Origin of the sequence: Streptomyces sp. KLMMK (assembly GCF_036961605.1) — a bacterium.
In the GTDB taxonomy this organism is placed as follows: Bacteria; Actinomycetota; Actinomycetes; order Streptomycetales; family Streptomycetaceae; genus Streptomyces; species Streptomyces telluris.
In genome coordinates, this window is record NZ_JBAMDC010000073.1 from 1 (window position 1) to 22521 (window position 22521).

A 22521-nucleotide genomic window follows, 5' to 3' on the forward strand; every position below is an offset into this window, starting at 1 on the left:
GCGGGCCACCAGGAGCTGGCCTCGCACGTCCTGCTGCTGCCCTTCGTCCCCGACGACGTCCGCCGCGCCTTCACGGCCCGGCTCCTGGACCCGCTGCGCGACTACGACCGCCGGCACCGCGCCGAGCTCATCCCGACGCTGGAGGCGTTCCTCGACTGCGACGGCTCCTGGACCCGGTGCGCGACGCGGCTGCATCTGCATGTCAACACCCTGCGCTACCGGGTGGGCAGGATCGAGCAACTGACGGGCCGGGACCTGTCGCGCCTGGAGGACAAGCTGGACTTCTTCCTGGCGCTGCGGATGAGCTGAGCGCGGCTTCCGGCTTCCGGCGCTCGGCGTGCCGGTCGTACGACGAAAGGCGGGGGCCGTACGCAGAAAGGAGGAGTCGTGCCCAAGTGGGGTACGGCTCCTGCGGCAGGCGCGCATCATCACGGATATGAGTGAGCCTGAAGAGGCGTGCCCCGGCCCCCACGCCTTCTGCAAGGGGTGCAGGGGGAGCGGCGACTACCACGCAGCCGTCCTCTACCTGAACCAGCCCGGCCAGGGCGGTCACATGACGGGGGCTCACCTCTGCCCGTACTGCACGGGCCGCGGCTTCTTCTGCAAGCACCACCCCCCGTGCAGCGGGCTGCACGACGACGACACGCCCGTCATCGGGCCGGACGTCCTGCCGCCCGTGTGACGACCGGGGCGACCGGGGCGTCCGGGACCGACCGGGGCCGCCCGGGACTGACCGGCGCTGTCCGGGGGGCCGCCCTCACCCGTGCAGCGTCGCGTCCACCACCAGCGCCCGGTGATCGGTGCCCGGCAGGTCCAGGAAGCGGGCCCGGTCGGGCTGCAGGGCGGAGCTGAGGAGGACGTGGTCGATCTGGGCGCCCAGCGGGGGCGCCGTCAGCGACGGCCAGGTGGGTGTCCGGGAGCGGCCCACCACGGCCGCGCTGTCGCGCATCCCCGTATCCAGGACGGAGCGGAAGGCCGCGTGATCCTGAGAGGCGTTGAAGTCCCCCGCGATGACGGCCGGACCGCTGCCGCGGCCCGCGGCCATGGCGCGGACGCGGCCCAGCTCCGTCCGCCACAGCTCCAGCCCGCCCGCCACCGGCGGCATCGGGTGCGCCACCTGGAACAGCAGCTGCGCCCCCGGCAGCTGCACCAGCGCCCGCGGCATCGCCAGCGTGCCCGGCACCGCGCCGTCCGGCCGCAGCGGGAACCTGCTCAGGAGCGCCGACCCCTGCGCCCGCCCGCCGCCGACGATCACCCGGTACGGGAACGCGGCCCGCACCTGCGCGCCCTCCAGGGCCGGTGCGCACTCCTCCGGCGCGCACTCCTGCACCGAGACCAGGTCCGGCTTCTCGCGCCGCAGGGCCTCCAGCAGGGCCGGGGTCGCCCCGCCGAACTCCAGATTGGCCGTCAGGATGCGCAGCCGGGCCACCACCGGGCCTGAGACGGGTGCGCGGCCGGCCGCGTACGGGGGCAGGAAGAACAGCGTGCCGAGGACCGCGGCCAGCGCCCACGCACAGCCGGCGAGCCACCGGGTGCCCGCCGAGAGGACCAGCGCCGTCGCGGCCGGAGCGAGCAACCATGGCAGAAACGCCAGCAGTTGGGGCATCGGCGTGACGCCGTCCACGTCGCAGGCGCGGCACAGCAGCGGCCCGCTGACCAGAAGCAGGAGCAGGCCCGCGCCCCAGCGGGCGGCCTTGTGCCGGACGAGGGGCGGCGGCGCCTGGTCCGCCACGGGCACCGGGCCGGCCTCCTCCATGGTTTTGACCCTTGTATTACCTACTGATTGCGGACGGCTTGACGTCATATGGCAAGCTAGACGCTGAAGGTGCCGCTCCGGCCGCATTTGGCGTGTATTCCGCGCGGTGCCTGCACTGTTCGTACGAGCGAGGAGGTGATCGGGATGACCAGTCGGAGTCCCGAGGGAAGTCCTTGCTTCAGTGCGGTTTCTGCTTGCGCAGCGCTCTGATCCACTGAGTTGACGTACGGGGTCGTGCACCCCGGGCGCTGTTGCGCGCACTTCCTTTATCAGGCCCTTATCGGGCCTTGTCTTCGGTCGCCCGCGCGGCGTTCTCCTGCCCTTCGGCAGCCGTAGCGACCCGTATTCCTGCATCTTCACCGACTTTTCCGTGCCCACGGCCCGGCCGCACCGCCATGCCGCCATGCCGTCATCCGGCCATGCCGCCATGCCGTCGCGCCCGGAGAAAGGTTCCGCCATGACCAACACCACCCTCACCCCCCGCAAGCTCGCTCCGCCGGGCCGCACCCGCCGTGAGCGGAAGGCCGCCGAGCTGGAGGCCCGCACCCGCGCCGCCGGCGACCGGCTGGCCAGGATCAGCAGCTGGCCGGCCGCGCAGGTCCTGCAGGACACCCGCGCCACGCCCCACGGGCTGCGCCGGGACGACGCCGAGCTGCGGCTCGCGCGAGGCGGGGCCAACGTCGTCGCGCACGACACCGGCCCCCGCTGGTACGCCCAGCTGGCCAAGGCCTTCCGGAACCCCTTCATCATGATCCTGGCCGTCCTGCTGGTGGTCATGTACGTGCAGTGGCTGCAGGTCTCCGACGAGGAGCCCTTCGACCCCAAGATCCCCATCATCGGTGCGATGGTGCTGGTCAGCGGCCTGCTGCGGTTCTGGCAGGAGCACCGCTCGGCGGGCGCCGCGGCCGCCCTGCGCGCCCTCGTCACCACGACCACGGCCGTCCGGCGCCGCGAGGGCCACGGCGCCGCCCCGGCCACCGTCGAGATCCCGATGGACCGCGTCGTCGTGGGCGACGTCGTGAGCCTGTCCGCGGGCGACCTGGTACCCGCCGACCTGCGCCTGCTCACGGCCAAGGACCTCATGGTCGGCCAGGCCGCGCTGTCGGGCGAGTCGCTGCCGGTCGCCAAGGCCGACACGCGCAGCCACGACTACGGGCAGTCCACGACCACCGACCCCGTAGAGGCCGACAACCTCTGCCTGATGGGCACCTCGGTGACCTCCGGCACCGCCACCGGCGTGGTCGTCGCCACCGGCGCGGACACCTACTTCGGGTCGATGGCCGGGTCCCTCGTCGGCGAGCGCCCCGAGACCAGCTTCGACGCCGGCGTGAAGAAGGTCGGCTTCCTGCTGATCCGCTTCATGCTCGTGATGGTCCCGCTGGTGTTCGCCGTCAACGGCTTCACCAAGGGCGACTGGAACGAGGCGTTCATGTTCGCCGTCGCCGTGGCCGTCGGGCTCACGCCCGAGATGCTGCCGATGGTCGTCACCACCAACCTCGCGCGCGGCGCCGTCGCCATGGCGCGCCGCAAGGTCGTCGTCAAGCGCCTGAACGCCATCCAGAACCTGGGTGCCATGGACGTGCTGTGCACCGACAAGACCGGCACGCTCACCGAGGACCGCATCGTCCTCGACCGCTACCTCGACGTGCACGGCAGGGAGGACGCCGAGGTCCTCGAATACGCCTACCTCAACAGCCACTTCCAGACCGGGCTGCGCAACCTCATGGACCAGGCGGTCATCGACCGCGTGCTCGAGGCCGAGGAGGTTGTCGTCGACGCCCGCTTCACCAAGGTCGACGAGATCCCCTTCGACTTCGCCCGCCGCCGCATGTCGGTGGTCCTGAGGCGCAACGACCTGGACGGGCCCGCTTCCGGCGAGCCCGCGGCCGCAGAACACCGCATCATCACCAAGGGCGCCGTCGAGGAAGTCCTGGCGCTGTGCACCCACATGGCCGAGGACGGCCGCCGCACCGAGCTCGACGCCGGGCTGCGCTGCCGCGTCACCCGTACCGCCGAGGACCACAACCGGCAGGGGCTGCGCGTGCTGGCGGTCGCCACGCGCACGCTGCCCGCCGAGCGGGAGACCTACGGCGTCGCGGACGAGGACGGGCTGACCCTCGTCGGCTTCCTCGCCTTCCTCGACCCGCCGAAGGCGGACGCCGCCGCGGCCCTGCAGGCCCTCGCCGAGAAGGGCGTCGCCGTCAAGGTCGTCACCGGCGACAACGAGCTCGTCGCCGCGCGCGTCTGCGCCGACGTCGGCATCGACGTCGGGGCGGTCGTGACCGGGGCCGTCCTCGACACCCTGGACGAGACGGAGCTGCGCGCCCTGGTCCGCGCCACCACGGTCTTCGCCAAGACCAACCCGGTGCAGAAGGCCCGTATCGTCCGGGCGCTGCAGGCCGAGGGGCACACCGTGGGCTTCCTGGGCGACGGCATCAACGACGCCGCGGCCCTGCGCGACGCCGACGTCGGCATCTCCGTCGACACGGCCGTCGACATCGCCAAGGAGTCGGCCGACATCATCCTGCTGGAGAAGGACCTGACGGTCCTGGAGCGGGGCGTCGAGCAGGGCCGCACCACCTTCGGCAACACCATCAAGTACATCAAGATGACGGCGAGCTCGAACTTCGGGAACGTCTTCTCCGTCCTGGTGGCCAGCGCCTTCATCCCCTTCCAGCCGATGCTCGCGATCCACCTGCTGGTGCAGAACCTCGCCTACGACGTCTCGCAGCTCGCCACGCCCTGGGACCGCATGGACCCGGAGTACCTGCGCGAGCCGCGCACGTGGGACGCCAGGGGCATCGCCCGGTTCATGCTCTTCATCGGCCCGATCAGCTCCGTCTTCGACATCACCACCTTCCTGGTGCTGTGGCACGTCTTCGGGGCGGACAGCGCAGCGGGCCAGACGCTGTTCCAGTCCGGGTGGTTCGTCGAGGGCCTGCTGTCCCAGACCCTGATCGTCCACATGATCCGCACCCGCAAGGTGCCCTTCATCGGGTCCCGGGCCTCGGTCCCGGTGATGGTGATGACCGCCGTGGTGATGGCGTTCGGCATCTTCCTGCCGTTCTCGCCGCTGGCCCCGGCGCTGTCGATGGAGCCGCTGCCGATGGGCTACTTCCCGTGGCTGATCGCGATCCTGCTGGCGTACTGCGCCCTGACCCAGGCGGTCAAGACCTGGTACGTCCGGCGATTCAACACCTGGCTGTGACCGGCCGATAGAGATACGACGAGGAAGGTGGATCATGGTTGTGGTCAACGAGTGGCACATGGCGGCCAACATCGCGGCCGGCCTGGGCTTCGGTGCGATCATCGGACTGGAGCGCCAGTGGCGGGCCCGGATGGCGGGGCTGCGCACCAACGCGCTGGTCGCGGCCGGATCCGCCCTCTTCGTCCTCCTCTCCCAGTACGGCTTCGCCTCCGCCACCAGCACCACCGGCTACGACGGCTCCCGCGTCGCCGCGCAGATCGTCTCCGGCATCGGCTTCCTCGGCGCGGGCGTCATCATGCGCGACGGGCTGAGCGTGCGCGGCCTCAACACCGCGGCGACCCTGTGGTGTTCGGCCGCCGTCGGAGCCCTCGCCGGGACCGGGCTGTACGTGGTGGCCGCGCTCGGCACGGTGGGCGTGGTCGGGGCCAACACCCTGCTGAGGCCGCTGGCGCGCGGTCTCGACCGGGGCCCGCACGGCGGCGCGGAAGTGGCCACCGACTACCACTTCGAGGTCGTGTGCACCGAGCCCGAGGAGGCCCACGTCCGCACCCTCGCCGTCCAGGCCGTCGCCCGCCCCGGCTTCCGGCTGCGCTCGGTCTACAGCGCCGACGCGGAGGCCCCGGGCAAGGTGACCGTGTCGGCCGACCTCACCACGGAGCGCCGCGACGACAGCCTCCTGGAGGAGGCCGTCAGCCGCCTCTCCCTGGAACCTGCGGTCTCGGCCGTCAGCTGGACCGTCTTGCAGGGCCCCGACGACGACGCGGACGACGACTACACGGCGGAGCGCCGGGGCCGGCGCCGGGTGCGGGACTTCTTCACGGGGCGCTGACGACGGCCGCTCACGCCGCCGCGACCGCGCAGGGGCGCGGCCCCGCACGTCCCCGCACGCCGTGTGCCGCGCCCGTCACCGAACGTCGTTCCAGTAAATCTCCACATTCTGTGAGTACCGCGGGTAGCCCCCTCGCGCCGCCCCTGGATATGCCGGTTATGCCCGACGCGCTTGATGGTTGTGTGTCCCTTTATGTTCCGTGCGGATCTTGGTGCCCGTGCATCTGTTACTCGATCTTGTGAAGGACCTGTGATGATCCCGCGGAGGAATCCGAAAGCGCACCTTCGGAATGGGCCTACGGACGTCAATGCGGTTGGCCGCGTCACCCGTTCGCGTGCTTATATCTGCGGCATCGCGGCGGCCCTTTGAACGGTGGCCGGTCACGGCCGGGCCGACGCGGTCAATTGAGAAACATTCAGACACAAACGAAGGGTGCGCCATCATGCGTGACAACCTCGAGACCCGTGAGATCGCCGACGCCGAGCTGGACGCCGTTTCCGGCGGTGTGAGCATTTCCGGCGGCCTGCTCGGCGCCGTGACCGGCGACGTTCACAACGTGCTGGACACCGTGACCTCGCTGCAGACGGTCCAGGCCGTGCCGGGCGTGGCCGGTCAGGTCGAGGGCATCGTCGGCGTGCGCGCCGGCGTCGCCGGTCTCTGAGAAAACCGCCACCCGTGAATCCCGGAACTCCTCCCCTGTTCCGGGGTTCACGGCTGCCCGAATTTCCGCCGCGCATTTCAGTACCTGGTTATCGGCGGCTGAGTCACCGCTGCAGTAGAAGGAATAGTCCGTGCAGTTCCGCCAGCAGGCGCTTTCCAAGCTGCAATCGCCCGAAGAGCTCGATCTGCCCGTAAGGTTCGCGCGCCCGCAGGGCCGCCTCGTGCTGGCCGTCACGGTCGCCGTCGTCGCCGCGGCGGCATTCTGGGCGTTCACCGGAACCGTGTCGTCCAGGCTGACCGCACCCGGCATTCTCACCCGGGCCGAGGGCAGCTATCTGCTGCAGAGCCCGTACGCGGGGCAGGTCACCGGAGTCCTCGCGCGCGAGGGCCAGCTGCTGGCGCCGGGCGCCCCCCTGCTGCAGATCAGCACGGACCGGGGCGAGCGGACCGTACGCGCCGTGGCCGGCGGGCGGGTGACGACGCTCGTCGCCAAGACGGGCGCGGTCGTCGCGACCGGCGCGGACGTCGCGACCGTGGAAAAGGTGACGAACCCCGACGAGCCGCTGGTGGCCATGGTCTACGTGCCCGGCGGGAGCGGCGGCGCGATCCCCGTGGGCGCCCCGGTCGACCTGAGCGTCCAGTCCGTCCCCCGGGAGAAGTTCGGCGTGCTGCGCGGCCGCGTCCAGGCCGTCGGCCGCGCACCCCAGACCCCGGCGCAGATCGGCGGCTTCCTCGGGGACGCCCGGCTCGCCGCGCAGTTCACCCGGCAGGGCAACCCCGTCGCCGTGCTCGTACGGCTGGAGCGCTCGCCCGCCGCCCGGTCCGGCTACCGCTGGTCCTCGGCGGACGGCCCCCCGTACGCCGTCGACTCCACGACACCGGTCACCGCCGCCGTCCACCTCGCCGACGAGCGGCCCGTCGACTGGCTGCTGCCGTGACCGCCCCGCGCCGCCGCCGCGCCCCCGCACCCGCCCCCCGGGGCCGTACGCCCCGGCCCGTCCGCACCCCCACCGTGCTGCAGATGGAGGCGGTGGAGTGCGGCGCCGCCGCGCTGGCCATGGTGCTCGGCCACTACGGCCGCTTCGTCCCCCTGGAGGAGCTGCGCATCGCGTGCGGCGTCTCGCGCGACGGCTCCCGCGCGAGCAACCTCCTCAAGGCCGCCCGCAGCCACGGGCTGAAGGCCAAGGGCATGCAGATGGACGTCGGCGCGCTCGCCGGCGTGCGCGCGCCGGCCGTGCTCTTCTGGGAGTTCAACCACTACGTCGTCTACGACGGCACGGGCCGCCGCTTCGGCCGCCGGGGCGTGTACGTCAACGACCCCGCCAAGGGGCGGCGGTTCGTCCCCATGGAGGAGTTCGACGACGCCTTCACCGGCGTCGTCCTCACCTTCGAACCCGGCGACGACTTCCGCCGCACCGGCCGCAGGCCGGGCGTCGCCGGCGCCCTGCCCGCCCGCCTGCGCGGCACCTCCGGCACCCTGCTCGCCGCCGTGATCTCCAGCCTCCTGCTGGTGGTCGTCGGCGCGGCGGTGCCCGCGCTCAGCCGCACGTACATCGACACGTTCCTGATCGGCGGCAGGACGTCCCTGCTGGGCGTGCTCTTCGCGTCCATGGCGGGCGCCCTGGTGCTCACCGCGACGCTCACCGCGCTGCAGCAGGCCAATCTGCTGCGCGGGCGCATCATCTCCTCCACCCTGGGCAGCGCCCGCTTCCTGCGGCACCTGCTCCGGCTCCCCGTCACCTTCTACTCCCAGCGCAACCCCGCCGACCTCGTCCAGCGCCTGCAGTCCAACGACGCGGTCGCCGAGACCCTGGCGCGCGACCTCGCCGCGGCCGGCGTGGACGCGGTCGTCGTGCTCCTCTACGCGGTGCTGCTGTGGACGTACGACCCGCAGCTCACCGTCGTCGGCGTGCTGATCGCACTGCTCAACGTCGTGGCCATGCGCATCGTGGTCCGCGTGCGGGCCACCGGGACGCAGAAGCTGCGCGCCGAGAGCGCCCGGCTCACCAACACCTCCTACAGCGGCCTGACCCTCATCGAGACGATGAAGGCCACCGGCGGCGAGAACGGCTTCTTCCGCCGCTGGGCCGGACGGCACGCGGTCACGCTCGACGTGCAGCAGCGGCTCGGCGTGCCCAGCGCGTGGCTGGCCGTCGTCGCGCCCGCGCTGGCCGCGCTCAACAGCGCCCTGATCCTGATGATCGGCGGCGTGCGGGCGGTGGAGGGCCACCTCTCCGTCGGCCTGCTCGTCGCCTTCCAGGCGCTGGTCACCGGCTTCACCGCGCCGATCACCCGGCTCAACGGCGTCGCCGGGCGGATCCAGGACTTCGCGGCCGACGTCGCCCGCCTCAAGGACGTCGAGAACTTCCCCGCCGACCCCGTCTACTCGCGGCGCGAGGCACCTGCCGGCACCCGCCGCCTCAAGGGCCACGTGGAGCTGGAGGGCGTCACCTTCGGCTACAGCCCCCTCGACGCCCCGCTGCTGAAGGACTTCTCCCTCTCGGTCGGCCCCGGGCAGCAGATCGCGCTCGTCGGCGGCTCCGGCAGCGGCAAGTCCACCGTCTCCCGGCTCATATCCGGCCTCTACGCCCCCTGGGAGGGCGCCATCCGCATCGACGGAATGCGCCTGGAGGACATCCCGCGCGGCGCACTGGCCGCCTCCGTCTCCTTCGTCGACCAGGACGTCTTCCTCTTCGAGGGCACCGTGCGCGACAACGTCGCCCTGTGGGACCCGTCGATCCCGGACGAGGCCGTCGTCGCCGCCCTGGAGGACGCCGCCGTCCACGACGTCGTCGCGCGCCGCCCCGGCGGCATCCACAGCCGCGTCGAGCAGGACGGCCGCAACTTCTCCGGCGGCCAGCGCCAGCGCCTGGAGATCGCCCGGGCGCTGGTGCGCCGCCCCAGCGTCATGGTCCTGGACGAGGTGACCAGCGCCCTGGACGCCGTCACCGAGCAGACCGTCATGGACAACCTGCGGCGCCGCGGCTGCGCCTGCGTCGTCATCGCCCACCGGCTGAGCACCGTGCGCGACAGCGACGAGATCGTCGTGCTCGACCGGGGCACGGTCGTGCAACGCGGGCGGCACGAGTACCTGGCGGCCGTGCAGGGCGCGTACGCGGAACTGGTCAAGGAGCACTGAGGTGACGACCCCGTACCCCTACGCCCCGGTCGCCGCTGGTGCCGCCGCTGGTCCCGCAGCCGGTCCTGCAGCCGGTGCCTTTGCCGCCGAACCCGTCGTGGCCGATCCCGTCGTGGCCGCCATGGGCGGGCTGGGGACGCCGGTCGACTGCACGGGCCTGCGCAGCCTGTCGCTGGAGGGCCCGCACGTGCTGTGGCTCGTCGAGGACGGCGAGCTGGACCTGTTCGCCGTCGACGTCGCACAGGCGGGCCACTGGCACTTCCTGGGCCGGCTGGAGCCGGGCACGCTGCTGCTGGGCCCGGCCGAGGGCCCCGCGCACACGCTGACCGGCCGCCCGCGGCAGGGCTGCCGGCTGCGCCGCATCGAGCTGGGGGAGCTGTACGCGTACGGCGGCGACCCGTCGTACGGCAACGGCATGTACGGCGCTGCCGAAGGGGCGCTGAGCCCCCTGGAGGGCGCGTTCGCCCTGGGCGTCGGCCGCGGCCTGCACGTGCTGTACCAGGCGCCGCTGGAGAACACGTCGCTGGAGAACACGTCGCTGGAGAACGAGCCGCCGGAGAACAAGCCGCTGGGGAACGAGCCGCTGGGGAGCGGCAGGGCCCGCGCCGGGCGCAGCGGTGCCGACGACGACGTCCTGTGGATGCAGATCGCCCCGGGCAGCGTTCAGTACGGCGCCGCGTACGAGGGGTACGCCGCGGGGAGCCTCCTCGTCGACGCGGCGATGTGGCAGGGCATGGTCGACCAGCAGTACCGCCTGCTGTACGCCCTCGACCGGTGGATCGAGCAGCTGGAGCGTGCCCACGAGGACCGTACGGCCGCCGGCATCGAGGCGGGCGAGGCCGCCCGCACCCAGGCGGACCAGGTGCTGCTCGCCTCCATCGGCCGCTCCGGCAGGAGGTCCCGCGGCGGGCGCGGGGGCGGCGACGACAGCGCGGCGTTCGAGGTGTGCCGGCTGGTGGCCGGGGCGGCGGGCATCGCCCTGTCCGAGCCCGGCGCGGCCTCGCCGGGCCGGACGGACCCCGTCGAACGCATCGCGCTCGCCTCCCGGATCCGCACCCGTACCGTCAGTCTGAGCGGCCGCTGGTGGCAGGAGGACGGTGGTCCCCTGGTGGCCCGGCGCGCGGCGGACGGGGCACCGGTCGCCCTGCTGTGGCGGCGCGGCCGCTACGAGGCGGTGGACCCGGCGACCGGCAGGCGGGAGCGCGTGGGGAAGGGCGCCGAGTCCTCCTTCGAGCCGCGGGCGGTCATGTTCTACCGTCCGCTGCCGGACGTCCCGTTGGGGCCGCTGGGGCTGGTGCGCTTCAGCGTGCGCGGCACGGGCAGGGACCTGCGCGGCATTCTGCTGGGCAGCCTGGTCGCCGTCGGCCTGGGCGCGCTCGTGCCCGTCGCCACGGGGCGGGTGCTCGGCACGTACGTACCCGCCGCCGAGACCGGCCTCATCGTGCAGACCGCTCTGGCGCTCGTCGTCACGAGCGTCGTCTCGGCGGTCTTCATGCTGCTGCAGAACGTCTCCGTCCTGCGCATGGAAGGCCGCATCGAGGCCACCCTGCAGCCGGCCGTCTGGGACCGGCTGCTGAGGCTGCCGACGACGTTCTTCACCGGCCGCTCCACCGGCGAACTGGCCGGTGCGGCCATGGGCGTCAGCGCCGTCCGCCGGACGCTGTCCGGCATCGGCCCGGTCGTCCTGCAGGCGGCCACCGTCGGCACCATGAACCTCGTCCTGCTGCTCGTCTACAGCGTGCCGCTGGCGCTGGCCGCCGTCGCCATGCTCACCGTCATCGCGGTGGTCTTCCTGGGCCTGGGGCTGTGGCAGCTGCGCTGGCAGCGGCAGCTGATCAAGCTGAGCAACAAGCTCAACAACCAGGCCTTCCAGACCCTGCGGGGACTGCCGAAGCTGCGCGTGGCCGCGGCCGAGAGCTTCGCCTACGCCGCCTGGGCACGGGAGTTCGCCCGCACCCGCGAGCTGCAGCAGCGCATCGGCCGGCTCAAGAACGTCGTCACCGTGCTCAACGCGGTCTGCCTGCCCCTGTGCACGCTCGTGATGTTCATGCTCCTGGCGGGCCCGGCCCGGGGCAGCATGTCCGCCGGGGACTTCCTCACCTTCAGCACCGCCGTGACGATGCTGCTGTCCTCCGTGACCCAGCTGACCGGCGCCCTCCTGTCGGCCGCCGCCGTCCAGCCGATGTTCGAACAGGTCAGGCCGATCCTCCGGGCCGAGGTGGAGGCCCGCGGCGCGAGCGTCCAACCGGGCGAACTGAGCGGCGCCATAGCAGCCAGAAGCCTGTCCTACCGCTACAGCGCGGACGGCCCGCTCGTCCTCGACGACGTCACCCTCGACGTGCGCCCGGGCGAGTTCGTCGCCGTCGTCGGCGCCAGCGGCTGCGGGAAGTCGACCCTCATGCGCCTGCTCATCGGCTTCGACAAGCCCGCCTCCGGCAGCGTCCTCTACGACGGCCAGGACCTCGCCGCCCTCGACCGGCCGGCCGTCCGCCGCCAGTGCGGCGTCGTCCTCCAGCACGCCCAGCCCTTCTCCGGCCCGATCCTCGACTGCATCCGAGGCGCCGGCGACTTCACCCTCGAAGAGGCCTGGGAGGCCGCCGCGATGGCGGGCCTCGCCGAGGACATCAAGGCGATGCCCATGGGCATGCACACCATGCTCTCCGACGGCGGCGGCACCGTCTCCGGCGGCCAGCGCCAGCGCCTCATGATCGCCCAGGCCCTCATCCGCAAGCCCCGCATCCTCTTCCTGGACGAGGCCACGAGCGCCCTGGACAACGAGGCCCAGCGCGTGGTCATCGAATCCACCCGCGCCCTGCGATCCACACGCATCGTGATCGCCCACCGCCTGTCCACGGTCATGGACGCCGACCGCGTCATCGTCATGTCGGAAGGCCGCATAACCCAACAGGGCCCCCCGTCCACCCTCCTGTCCGACCCGACAGGCCCCTTCCACGAACTGGCCAGACGGCAGCTGGGCTGACCCCCTGGCGCGATATTGGCCCGGCCTGTCACCCTTGCTTTGACCGAGACACTCTTGAAACCGATCGGTGTTGTCCCGCTCTGAGTGACTCTGCATCCTTAACTTCGCAATCCTGCGGCTGACGGCTGTGGGTGGCGCCTGCCAGGGGTGTTGGATCGCCCGGAAACGGCCAGCCCGAGACGACCAAGCTCGTTCGAGCGCTAGGCTGACCTCTGTGTCTCCCCTCGCTCCGATCAGTGCCGATACCGATGCCATTCCTGCTCAGGCTGTAGAGAACGGCGAAGTTTACACCCGTCGATGGGTCGTCGACTTGATTTTGAATTTGGTCGAATACACCCCTGACCGTGAACTTGACCAAATGAAGATCGTCGACCCCGCGTGCGGCACTGGCGCCTTCCTCTTGGGTATCGCGGAGCGCCTTAGTGCTGCATGTCGTAAACATGGGCGCGAGTTGCCGGAGCAGGGAATCTACGCTCGGGACCTCTTGGGTCGCAATGTGAAATCCAGCAGGGTTGCTGTCGCCGATGCCCTGGTTGAAGACGGTTGGGAGCGATCCCGGGTTGAAGAACTCGTCCGTCTCTGGATCCGTCAAGGCGATTACCTTCTTGACGAGGAGTGCCGGGCAGATTTTGTTGTTGGAAATCCTCCCTACATCCGCCTGGAAGACGTCCCGGACGGTCGGATGAAGCTCTATAGAAGCAGTCACCCGTCCATGATTGGCCGATCTGATATCTACATCGGATTCTTTGAGCGTGGCCTTCGGTCTCTCGTTCCGGATGGCAGGCTCGGGTTTATTTGCGCCGACCGCTGGATGAGGAATCAGTACGGCAGGGAGCTACGAAGGATCGTCGCCGAGAAGTACAGCATGGAATTTGTGGCGACGATGCACGATGTTGATGCTTTCGAGGAGCAGGTTTCGGCATATCCGGCCGTTACTGTCCTGCGGAATCACGAGCAGAGCCGCACCGTCGCTGTCGAGACCAATAAGTCTTTCGGTCCCGGCCAGGCTGACGATCTGCTTTGCTGGGCTCGTAACTCCGGTCCAGAGGGAGTGGTCACCTCCAGCTACAAGGCGGCCCGCCTACCGCACTGGTTCTCGGCTGAGGACTCGTGGCCGTCAGGCAGTCCAGCCCGCCTGGCGCTTTTGGAAGACCTCAACGATAGATTTCCCGTCCTTGAGGAAACCCAGACCAAGGTTGGTATTGGGGTAGCAACCGGAGCGGATGCTGTGTTTCTCACGAAGGACGAGAGTGTCGTAGAGGGGGATCGGCTCCTCCGTATGGCGATGGTGAAGGACGCGAAAAGTGGCCACATGGATTGGCAGGGAACCTACCTCGTCAACCCTTGGGATCGCTCGGGTGAGCTCGTTGATCTTGAGGCATACCCAAAGCTGAAGGCTTACTTTGATCGACACCGAGAAGTTCTAGGTGGCCGTTACGTTGCCAAACGTCAGCCTGAGCGTTGGTATAAGACCATCGACAAGGTTGACGCCGAATTGGCCGGCCGCCCCAAGCTTCTTCTTCCCGACATGAAGCTTACTATTCACCCTGTTTTGGATGAGGGTGGTTTCTATCCTCACCACAATCTCTATTATGTGGTATCAGACGCTTGGGACATGAAGGTCCTCGGCGGTCTTCTGTTGTCGCGAGTGGCGCAGATGTTTGTTGAAGCATATGCCGTCAGGATGAGGGGCGGAACGTTGCGTTTTCAGGCTCAATATCTCAGGCGTATCCGTGTCCCATATCCGAGTGCAGTCAGTGAAGCGGATGCAGTCGCATTGGCCATGGCGTTCGATCGCCGTGATGTGGAGTCTGCTACCGAGGCTGCCCTGAGGGTCTACGGGATCAAGAGAATTCCGGACTGACGGCCTCTGAGTGGGGAAGTGGATAGCTATCCCCCGGGCGCCTCAAGGGGGCTATTTGGGAAATTCTAGAAAAAGGTGTCAAGTCGCCTAGATGGGGCTAACTGACTCTTGTCTACCCCTTGCCGGTTCGGAGGCTCGGGATCCCGTAATCTAGTGATGGGCATCGACCGGCAAGCTGTGATACAGGCGCGTCGCTTGCCTTCGAAGTTTGACTCGTCCCATGAATAGGCCTAGGGGGGGCACCATGGAAGAGCAGTTTGAGGCAGCGGTTCGCGGGTTCTGGGAGGTGCGTGACCGGCAAGCCGCCAAGCAAATCGCGAACGGCTCGCAGGATGCGGGTACGCGTGGGTCCGTCACTGGCGGTGCCCACCTTGACGCTTTGACTCGGCTCGTTGTCCATCACTTCGTGGAGAAATTGGGATTCCCTGAGTCTTCCGTCTGGTTGGGGAAGAAGGCGGAGTTGCCCGGCTATTATCGACCGACGAAGCAGTGGGACCTTGTGGTGAAGGAAGGTGATCAATTGATCGCCGCCATTGAATTCAAATCGCAGTCGGGGTCATTCGGGAATAACTTCAATAACAGAACCGAAGAAGCGATTGGCAGTGCTGTTGACACGCGGCGTGCCATCAACAGTGGGCTTCTCGGTGAGGCTCGCCCCTGGCTGGGCTATGTATTCCTCCTCGAGGACGCGCCTGGCTCAACGAAGAATTCACACAAGGCATTCAATCCTAGGTTCGAGGTCGACAAGGCCTTCAAGGGGAACCCTTCTTACGCAGATCGTTATCAGGTGCTGTGTAAGCGGCTTGTCGAGGATGGGCTCTATGATGCCGCCTGCTTTGTTCTCGCGCCCAAGGATCCCGAGCTGCCCATCAGTCAACCGGACCCCGCTCTTTCATTCCGCAACTTCATCGAGTCACTCACTCGGCATGTAGAAAACGAGCCCGGCCTCCAGAGGTAGGGGCCGGAGGAAAGTCACCGAAGCCTCAGAGGCAGTCGCGGCGCTTGAACATTCGAAGTTCATGCCGTAGGTGGTTTCCACCTGCGTGGGTGAGAAACCGGATAGCGGCCCACGAGGAGATCTACTTGAGTTCGTCGCCCTCGGGGCGTTGACCTCCGGAAAACGATTGAGTGGGCGCTCTGACCTGCAGCGCTCCCTCTTTCCGGTCCTTTCGCCGTGCTACCCACTGATGCGGCCGATCCTCCCCAGCCGCTCCCCAAGGGGGCGTCATTCTCCCCAGATTCTCCCCAGAGGGGGCTGCTTCTGAAGGGAGATCGCCCCGTGATCGGCGTGCCATGACAGGCTACGCGACGTAATGGCTGGCGGGGCAGGTGAAGGTGGGCCGCTGTTTGCTCGGCGGTGCTTGCGGTCGAGTGCGGCGGCTCGTTCACAGGGAGAACAAGCCTTCCTGAATGCCGCGCGCGACCACCGATCGTTGGGGTAGAAGAGGCCGAGCAGCATGAACGTCTTGGGATGGGCGGCGATGTTGCCGACGAAGAGGTGTACGGCGCGGTTTGGGGTGACCATGCGCTCGTACCAGCGCTCACGTAGTTTCTCGCGGACGCCGGCCTCACCGTACTTGCGCAGGAACTTCCGGTAGGACTCGCCGGCCTCCCAGTCCCTGAGGGCCATGTCGTGGCCAGGGCAGTTGTGGTCCGCGCAGCGGAAGGTGTATCGGAACTCCAGGGGTACCCACTCCAGGCGACGGAGGTCCTGGTCCAGGAGGTCCATCTGATCGGCCATGGCGGCTTTGGAGGCGGGCCAGGGCTCCGCGGGGGCGAGTCGGAAGCCTGTGATTTCAGCCGGGCGGAAGAGGCCGAGCGAGGTCCGGTTCGTCTCCTGGTATCGCTTGATGGCGCACAGTGAGGGTGCGACCAGTGGCTCGACGTGTGCGTACCGCTGTCGCCAGCCGTCGGAGGGCGGTATCCGGTCGAGCACCTTGAGTGTGTCGAGGTTCGGACGCAGGCTCTCTGGGCGACTGTCGCCCTGATGTGTCCGGACCTCGAGTTCGACGACCGAGTACTTGGAGAACTGGGCTTCCTCGGCCAGCAGCCGGAAAGCGGGCTCGGCCCACGCTGAGGCGGCCATCCCAGAAGGGCGCCCTGTTGTCCTTGGGGTTCCCCAGGGCACGGAGGTGGATGTACTCGATGCCGGCCTCGGTGAGTGCTTGTCCGAGGCGGGTCTTACTGAAGCCCGGCTTGCGGCTGATCGGGGTCAGCCGCACATCGTCCACCACGTCGATCCGGCTCTCGACGAGGGAGGCGACGAAGGAATCGATGTCCCGGCCTTCGTAGCCGGCGGACCACAGCCCAGGTGTGGGTCTGGATGGGCAGAAGAGGTCGTCCAGGGATGTTTCCAAGGCTGCGGCCAGGGCACCGATCGTGAAGAAACCTGGCTGGATCGCGCCGCCGCTCTCTACTCGGGCGAGGGTTCTCGGCTGGACGCCGGCCTCCTTCGCCAGCCGCTCACGGCTCCAGCCTTTTGCCTCCCGGAGGGCTCGTAATTGCTGGGCCAGGGTCCGAGCCCTGCCGTGATCCGGCATGTACTCAAGAGGGGGTGCAGCCATGGGCCGTGATCCTAACTTCCCCGTGCCAGGCGCTTCCATGGTGTTGGCTGGCTTCACCCCGATCGGTCACTGGTCGTGGTGAGGGGACGGTCCATGGTGGCGACGATCCCGACTGCTGTGCTCCCCGCCGACTGGATCTGGCGAGTGGGCTCCCTGTGTAGGGGACGAAGGGCGTCACCCGCTGAAGTCATGAGGTTCAAGAATCTCCAACAGCCCCTGTAGTGACCCGAAGAACGCCCATCCCGGGTGTATGGCTCAGCCCGAACCTTCCCCGGCGCCGCGTAGCACGCCGAGGATCACGCCGGTGACGCGACGCAGCATCTTTGACTATCTGCGCGGCAAGGGCGGCCCCTGGTGGGGACGGCTTGACGAGATCGACTTCCTGGAGAGCTTGTACGACCTGGATAGCTTGGCGTCGATAGATCCCAGCTTCACGACGGCGCGTGACGACATCCCACTTCATGCCGGAGGCCGGCGGCAAGGGCCGTTCGGCCATTGACGCGGTGCTCGGCACGGTGCCCGAGTGCGTACCTGAGGGCCTTGTCCTGTTGCACCGGGCTTGACCGGCCTCGCCGAAGCTGGACGAACCGCTGGTCTGCCTCCACGGGATGGCCGTAGGGCGGCGACGGTCTCACGGTCGCATCTGAGTTCCGCAGTCAACCGCCCGGTGCGGCTGGCCGGATCCGGGGTTCGGGCACCTCCTTCAGCCTGCTGCCCGCCGGGCTGGGCCAGGGCCTCCAGCTCCCGAAGCTGCTGCGGATCGTGTGCTTCGGCGGGCCGGGCGGGTTTAGCAGCGGGGCGATGGTGATCGCGCAGCAGTCCTCGCTGGCCGTAGGGGTGGCGACGCTCAGCACGCTCTTCCTGGCGGTGTCGCCCGGGCCGGGTACGGGGACGCGCTGGTGGTGGCGCTGACGGGGCTCTGAACCTGCGGCTGCCCTGGGTGGTCGGCCGAGAGCTGGGGGTGGGACCGGCCGTGCGCGGGGCGGCGGCAGAACCCCGGTACTGCGGCAGGGCCCGGACCGCGCGTCGCGGTCCGGGCCCTGTCCCGTGCGGTGCCGCCCTGCGGCGGCGGTGCGTCAGCTCCGGGCGGTGTCGTTGCTCGGCTGCGCGGCGGCCTCGGCTGCGCGTGTCTTCTCGCGCATCTTGCGTACCAGCTCGGCCTTCTGGTCGGCGGCACCCTGGCGGTCGCGGTTGCGGTGCGGACCGTTGTTCTGCCGCTCGGCGCGGGACAGCTTCTTGCGCTGGCCGCCGCCCTGGCCTATGGGGTTGTTGATGTTCTTGCTGTCGGTCACGGGTTCTCCCGGTGGTGATGTGAAGTGGTCTACGGATTCATCGGTGGGGGACGGGCGCGGCGACGACGTCGAAGGGCGTCAGCAGGGGCCCGTCACGCTCTCACTCGTAAATCGGCGTCTGGAAGAACATGACAAAGACGTTACCCGGTTCCGTCGGCCCCGCGCGCCAAGATTTTCGCCGCGGAGTGACGCAGCGCGCGCGGGGGCCAGGTTGATCAATGGGTCGAGGTGCTGCCTACAGCCAGTCCCGCCGCTTGAAGATGAAGTACAGGCTCGTGCACACCGCCGCCATCAGCAGGATCGCGAAGGGGTAGCCGAATGCCCAGTGCAGCTCCGGCATGTAGTCGAAGTTCATGCCGTAGATCGTGCCGACCAGGGTCGGGGCGAAGAGGATGGCCGCCCAGGACGAGATCTTCTTGATCTCCTCGTTCTGTTCGAAGCCCGCCTCCGCCAGTGCGCGCATCTCGGCGTTCTGCTGCTGGGTGACGAGGGTGGCGTTGACGGCGAGGATGTCCGCCAGGGCCGAGCGGAAGCCGTCGACGCGTTCGCTGGTGTGGGTGACGTGGTCGGCGACGTCGCGGAGGTAGCGCTGGAGTTCGTCGTCGGTGCCGTATTTGGCGAAGCCGGCCATGAGGCCGTGGAGCATGCCGACCAGGGGGCGGGTGGCGCGCTGGAACTCGACCATTTCGCGGGCGAGTTCGTAGATGCGGCGGGAGACGGCGGGGTCGCCGCTGAAGACCTCGGTCTCGATCTCGTCGATATCGTTCTGCACGCCCGCGACGACGGGGGCGTAGCCGTCGACCACGGCGTCGAGGATCGCGTACAGCACCGCCTCGGGGCCGAGCGCCAGCAGCTCCGGGGTGGTCTCCATGCGGCGGCGGACGGCGGAGAGGTCCGGGGCCGCGCCGTGGCGGACGGTGATTACGAAGTCGGGGCCGACGAAGACGTGCAGTTCGCCGAAGTCGACCTCCTCGGGGGCGTCCAGGTAGCGCGCGGCGCGCAGGACGACGAAGAGGGTGTCGCCGTAGCGCTCCAGCTTGGGGCGCTGGTGGGCCTCCAGGGCGTCCTCGACGGCGAGCTCGTGGAGGTCGAACTCCTCGGCGAGGGAGAGGAGTTCCTCCTCGGTGGGGCGGAGCAGGCCGATCCAGGCCATGCAGTCGGGCTGCTCGCGCAGCCGGCGGTAGGTGTCCGCCAGCGAGTCCGGGGTGGCGGTGCGGCGGCCGTCGCGGTAGACCGCGGCGTGGACGATGCTGCCCGCGCCGTTCGTGGGCCCGGCCGCAGGCGGGGGCGGGGGCGCGGCGGCGGGGGCGTCCGTACGACCGGCCGTGCGGCCGTTCGCCGGGCGGAGCCGGGGGTGCTTCCGGGGCGCTGGGCGCCTGCTGCGCGGAGGGTTTTCGGACACGGGTGCACTCCCTCTCGCTGTTCGCGGAACCAGGCACAGGATATACATGCTGAATTCGGTCGCGCGGTGCGGTTCACGACCGGATCTGTCTGTAACACGGCCTAGCTTGATCACATGACAACCAGCGGGTCCCCGATCATGACCGTCCGAGCCCTCAATCGGGCTCTCCTGGAGCGCCAGCTGCTGCTGCGCCGCACCGCGCTGCCGGTCCTGGACGCCGTGGAACACCTGGTCGGACTCCAGGCGCAGTCGCCCCAGGACCCGTACTACGCGCTCGCCGCCCGCCTCGACGGCTTCGACCCCCAGGAGCTCTCCGGCCTGCTCGACTCCCGCGCGGCCGTCCGCATGCCCGTGATGCGCTCGACGATCCACCTGGTCAGCGCCCGCGACTGCCGGGCCCTGCGCAGCCTCTTCCAGGTCGTGCAGGAGCGCGCGTTCCAGGGCAACCACGGCAAGCGCCTGGGTGACCTCGACCTCGAGCCCGTCGCAGCGTACGCCGCCCGGCTCGTCGCCGAGCGCCCGTACACCTTCCACCACCTCGGCCTGGCGCTCGGCCAGGTGTGGCCGGATCATGCCCCTCAGGACCTGGCGATGGCGGCCCGCACGCTGCTGCCGCTCGTCCAGGTGCCCCCGCGCGGGCTGTGGGGCCGCAGCGGGCCCGCCGCCCACACCACCGCCGACCACTGGCTCGGCGACCGCCCCGCCTCCGCCCCCGCGCCCGACCTCGGCGCCACCCTCCTGCGCTACCTCGCCGCCTTCGGCCCCGCCTCCGTCAAGGACATGCAGAAGTGGTGCGGCCTGACCGGGCTGCGCGGCGTCGTCGACGGGCTCCGCCCCGGCCTGCGCACCTTCCGCGACGAGAACGGCACCGAGCTCCTCGACCTGCCCGACGCCCCGCTGCCCGGCCCCGGCACGCCGGCGCCGGTGCGCTTCCTGCCCGAGTTCGACAACATCTTCCTCTCCCACGCCGACCGCGCCCGCATCGTCGACCCCGCGCACCTGCGCCGTGTCTGGCGCGTCAACCGGGCCGTGCCCACGGTCGTCCTCGACGGGTTCATCCGCGCCGCGTGGCGCCTCGACCGGGCCGTCCCCGAGACCACGACGCTCGTGGTCGAGCCCTTCGAGGAGATCCGTCCGGCGGACCGGGCCGGGCTGGAGGAGGAGGCCGCCCGCGTCCTGGCGATGGCGGCGCCGGGCACGGCGCACGATCTGCGCATCCTTCCGGTCGCCTGACAGCCCCGGCCCCGGCTCCCTCCGGTCGCCCCCGCTCGTCCCGCTCGCCCTACTCGCCGACGTCCCGGCTGCGCAGGTCGTCCAGCGTCTCGCGGCGTACGAGAAGCCGGGCTCGGCCCCCCGTCACCGCGGCCACCGGCGGCCGGCCGACCAGGTTGTACGCCGAGGCCATCGACAAGTGGTACGCGCCCGCCGCCGGCACCGCCAGCACGTCGCCCGGCCGCAGGTCGCCGGGCAGCTCCACGTCCTCGGCGAGCACGTCACCCGCCTCGCAGTGCCGCCCCACCACCGTCACCGTGCGGCCGGGCGCCGCCGATGCGCGCCCGGCCAGGCGGACCGTGTAGCGGACCCCGTACAGCGCCGGGCGCGGGTTGTCGCTCATGCCGCCGTCGACGGCCACGAACGTCCGGCCGGCCGTGGTCTTCACCGACAGCACCCGGTAGAGCGCGACGCCCGCCGGGCCCGCTATCCACCGGCCGGGCTCCACGGTCAGCCGCGGCCGCGGGAGCCCGAACCGGGCGCACTGCAGATCCAGTTCGGATCCGATCCGATCGGCGTACGTGCCCGGGTCCACGGCCGGGTCGCCCTCGCGGTAGGCGATGGCGAAGCCGCCGCCGAGGTCCAGCTCGGGGAAGGTCACCCCGTGCCGGTCGCGGATGCGGGCCAGCAGCGGGACGAGCCGGCGCACGGCAGTCACGTACGGGCCCAGGCCCGCGATCTGCGAGCCGAGGTGGCAGTGCAGGCCCGCCAGCTCCAGCCGTGGCTGGCAGAGCAGCCGCTCCACCGCCTCCTCGGCCTCGCCGTTGGCGACCGGCACGCCGAACTTCTGGCCCTCCACCCCCGTCCGCACGGCCGCGTGCGCCCCCGCGGACACGCCCGGCACGACCCGCAGCAGCACCCGCTGGCGGGCGCCCGGCGGTACGAGGGCGGCGAGCCGGGCGATCTCGCCCGTGCCGTCGATGACGATCCGGCCCACGCCCAGACGCAGGGCGGCCCGCACGTCGTCGGGGCTCTTGGCGTTGCCGTGCAGCACGATCCGCTCGGCGGGGAAGCCGCTGTGCGCGGCCAGCTCCAGCTCGCCGGCGGAGCAGACGTCCAGGCTCAGCCCCTCCGCCTCGATCCAGCGGATCATCGCGCGGGAGAGGAACGCCTTGCCGGCGTAGGCGACGTCGGCGCCGGGGAGAGCCGTGCGCCAGGCCCGGGCGCGGGCCCGGACCTCGTCCTCGTCCATGACGTACACGGGCGTACCGAACCGGTCGGCGATCTCGCCCAGCGGCACCCCGCCCACGGCGAGCCCGCCGCCGCCCGGCACGTCCCGCGTGGAAGCGGGCCACACCGGCGCGGCGGGTGTGCGCGGCGGGGGCGGCGGGGATACGGGGGCGGTCGGCGTGGCCATGGGGGTCTCCTTAGGAGGGATTGCGGTGCGGGGCTTTCTGCGGTGCCGGCGCGGTGGGGGCGCGTACGGCACCGCCGGGCCGCGACGCCGTTGTGATTGGTCGCCGTTGCGGCGGGTTTTTCCGGCCTGCGGCCAGTGGGACGGGCGGCCCGTCGGTGGGGCTGCGAATGGCCGGCGCTCTTGCCGCCGGGCAACGGT

At 70.1% G+C, this 22521-nt stretch carries 17 protein-coding genes and 1 pseudogene; 12 read left to right on the top strand and 6 right to left on the bottom strand.

Annotated features, from left to right (window positions below):
- Together V7793_RS14310 and V7793_RS14315 are read left to right on the top strand one after the other, a co-directional pair.
- Window positions 1–309 (top strand): PucR family transcriptional regulator (locus V7793_RS14310; protein WP_336006607.1); only part of this gene is annotated, 309 nt, incomplete at its 5' end.
- Between the two features lie 127 nt (window positions 310–436).
- Window positions 437–682, top strand: coding sequence for a hypothetical protein (locus V7793_RS14315; RefSeq protein ID WP_336006609.1), 246 nt, complete (start codon window positions 437–439; stop codon window positions 680–682).
- Between the two features lie 75 nt (window positions 683–757).
- Here V7793_RS14315 and V7793_RS14320 read toward each other — a convergent pair whose 3' ends face one another.
- Window positions 758–1756: an endonuclease/exonuclease/phosphatase family protein gene (locus V7793_RS14320; RefSeq protein WP_336006612.1), complete on the bottom strand. Its 999-nt coding sequence runs from the start codon at window positions 1754–1756 to the stop codon at window positions 758–760.
- 457 nt (window positions 1757–2213) lie between these two features.
- On the opposite strand from V7793_RS14320, the gene mgtA reads away from it, so the two are divergent.
- From mgtA to V7793_RS14360, 8 genes are all read left to right on the top strand, one after another.
- Window positions 2214–4964 (top strand): magnesium-translocating P-type ATPase, encoded by a 2751-nt coding sequence (gene mgtA, locus V7793_RS14325; protein ID WP_336006613.1) that lies wholly within the window; start codon window positions 2214–2216, stop codon window positions 4962–4964.
- A 34-nt stretch (window positions 4965–4998) separates the two neighbouring features.
- Complete coding sequence (locus V7793_RS14330; RefSeq protein WP_206329409.1) at window positions 4999–5793, top strand: MgtC/SapB family protein; 795 nt, start codon at window positions 4999–5001, stop codon at window positions 5791–5793.
- Window positions 5794–6235: 442 nt separating this feature from the next.
- Window positions 6236–6454 (top strand): hypothetical protein, encoded by a 219-nt coding sequence (locus tag V7793_RS14335; protein ID WP_336006616.1) that lies wholly within the window; start codon window positions 6236–6238, stop codon window positions 6452–6454.
- Window positions 6455–6584: 130 nt separating this feature from the next.
- On the top strand, window positions 6585–7391 hold the full coding sequence (locus V7793_RS14340; RefSeq protein ID WP_336006618.1) for an HlyD family efflux transporter periplasmic adaptor subunit: 807 nt from the start codon (window positions 6585–6587) through the stop codon (window positions 7389–7391).
- Between the two features lie 83 nt (window positions 7392–7474).
- Window positions 7475–9592 carry an NHLP family bacteriocin export ABC transporter peptidase/permease/ATPase subunit gene (locus V7793_RS14345; protein WP_336006633.1) on the top strand — a complete coding sequence of 706 codons (2118 nt, stop codon included), beginning with the start codon at window positions 7475–7477 and terminating at the stop codon, window positions 9590–9592.
- A 121-nt stretch (window positions 9593–9713) separates the two neighbouring features.
- Window positions 9714–12572: an NHLP bacteriocin export ABC transporter permease/ATPase subunit gene (locus V7793_RS14350; RefSeq protein WP_336006635.1), complete on the top strand. Its 2859-nt coding sequence runs from the start codon at window positions 9714–9716 to the stop codon at window positions 12570–12572.
- Window positions 12573–12786: 214 nt separating this feature from the next.
- Window positions 12787–14436, top strand: a complete 1650-nt coding sequence (locus V7793_RS14355) for an Eco57I restriction-modification methylase domain-containing protein (RefSeq protein ID WP_336006620.1) — start codon at window positions 12787–12789, stop codon at window positions 14434–14436.
- A gap of 244 nt (window positions 14437–14680) precedes the next feature.
- A complete protein-coding gene (locus V7793_RS14360; RefSeq protein ID WP_336006622.1) occupies window positions 14681–15394 on the top strand; it encodes a PaeR7I family type II restriction endonuclease in 714 nt (237 codons plus the stop codon).
- A gap of 267 nt (window positions 15395–15661) precedes the next feature.
- On the opposite strand, the gene V7793_RS14365 is transcribed toward V7793_RS14360, so the two are convergent.
- On the bottom strand, window positions 15662–16522 hold the full coding sequence (locus V7793_RS14365; protein ID WP_336006636.1) for a hypothetical protein: 861 nt from the start codon (window positions 16520–16522) through the stop codon (window positions 15662–15664).
- A 13-nt stretch (window positions 16523–16535) separates the two neighbouring features.
- Window positions 16536–17039 (bottom strand): annotated as a pseudogene (locus V7793_RS14370) (helix-turn-helix domain-containing protein); the annotation flags it as partial.
- A gap of 265 nt (window positions 17040–17304) precedes the next feature.
- On the opposite strand from V7793_RS14370, the gene V7793_RS14375 reads away from it, so the two are divergent.
- Window positions 17305–17499 carry a hypothetical protein gene (locus tag V7793_RS14375; protein WP_336006624.1) on the top strand — a complete coding sequence of 65 codons (195 nt, stop codon included), beginning with the start codon at window positions 17305–17307 and terminating at the stop codon, window positions 17497–17499.
- A gap of 577 nt (window positions 17500–18076) precedes the next feature.
- Here the strand turns inward: V7793_RS14375 and V7793_RS14380 are convergent.
- Window positions 18077–18292: a DUF6243 family protein gene (locus V7793_RS14380; RefSeq protein WP_336006625.1), complete on the bottom strand. Its 216-nt coding sequence runs from the start codon at window positions 18290–18292 to the stop codon at window positions 18077–18079.
- 235 nt (window positions 18293–18527) lie between these two features.
- Window positions 18528–19742, bottom strand: coding sequence for a magnesium and cobalt transport protein CorA (locus tag V7793_RS14385; protein WP_443057907.1), 1215 nt, complete (start codon window positions 19740–19742; stop codon window positions 18528–18530).
- Window positions 19743–19808: 66 nt separating this feature from the next.
- Here V7793_RS14385 and V7793_RS14390 point away from each other — a divergent pair, with 66 nt between their 5' ends.
- On the top strand, window positions 19809–20927 hold the full coding sequence (locus V7793_RS14390) for a winged helix DNA-binding domain-containing protein (protein ID WP_336006629.1): 1119 nt from the start codon (window positions 19809–19811) through the stop codon (window positions 20925–20927).
- Window positions 20928–20976: 49 nt separating this feature from the next.
- Here the strand turns inward: V7793_RS14390 and lysA are convergent, their stop codons facing one another.
- A complete protein-coding gene (lysA, locus tag V7793_RS14395) occupies window positions 20977–22323 on the bottom strand; it encodes a diaminopimelate decarboxylase (protein ID WP_336006630.1) in 1347 nt (448 codons plus the stop codon).
- Window positions 22324–22521: the final 198 nt, after the last annotated feature.

Excerpts from the sequence above, each read along its gene's own strand:
- V7793_RS14360 (WP_336006622.1), top strand. The coding sequence starts at position 14,681 with ATGGAAGAGCAGTTTGAGGCAGCGGTTCGCGGGTTCTGGGAGGTGCGT.
- V7793_RS14315 (WP_336006609.1), top strand. The coding sequence starts at position 437 with ATGAGTGAGCCTGAAGAGGCGTGCCCCGGCCCCCACGCCTTCTGCAAG.
- mgtA (WP_336006613.1), top strand. The coding sequence starts at position 2,214 with ATGACCAACACCACCCTCACCCCCCGCAAGCTCGCTCCGCCGGGCCGC.
- V7793_RS14320 (WP_336006612.1), bottom strand. The coding sequence starts at position 1,756 with ATGGAGGAGGCCGGCCCGGTGCCCGTGGCGGACCAGGCGCCGCCGCCC.
- V7793_RS14350 (WP_336006635.1), top strand. The coding sequence starts at position 9,714 with ATGGGCGGGCTGGGGACGCCGGTCGACTGCACGGGCCTGCGCAGCCTG.
- lysA (WP_336006630.1), bottom strand. The coding sequence starts at position 22,323 with ATGGCCACGCCGACCGCCCCCGTATCCCCGCCGCCCCCGCCGCGCACA.
- V7793_RS14385 (WP_443057907.1), bottom strand. The coding sequence starts at position 19,742 with ATGTATATCCTGTGCCTGGTTCCGCGAACAGCGAGAGGGAGTGCACCC.
- V7793_RS14365 (WP_336006636.1), bottom strand. The coding sequence starts at position 16,522 with ATGGCCGCCTCAGCGTGGGCCGAGCCCGCTTTCCGGCTGCTGGCCGAG.
- V7793_RS14335 (WP_336006616.1), top strand. The coding sequence starts at position 6,236 with ATGCGTGACAACCTCGAGACCCGTGAGATCGCCGACGCCGAGCTGGAC.
- V7793_RS14390 (WP_336006629.1), top strand. The coding sequence starts at position 19,809 with ATGACAACCAGCGGGTCCCCGATCATGACCGTCCGAGCCCTCAATCGG.
- V7793_RS14345 (WP_336006633.1), top strand. The coding sequence starts at position 7,475 with ATGGAGGCGGTGGAGTGCGGCGCCGCCGCGCTGGCCATGGTGCTCGGC.
- V7793_RS14330 (WP_206329409.1), top strand. The coding sequence starts at position 4,999 with ATGGTTGTGGTCAACGAGTGGCACATGGCGGCCAACATCGCGGCCGGC.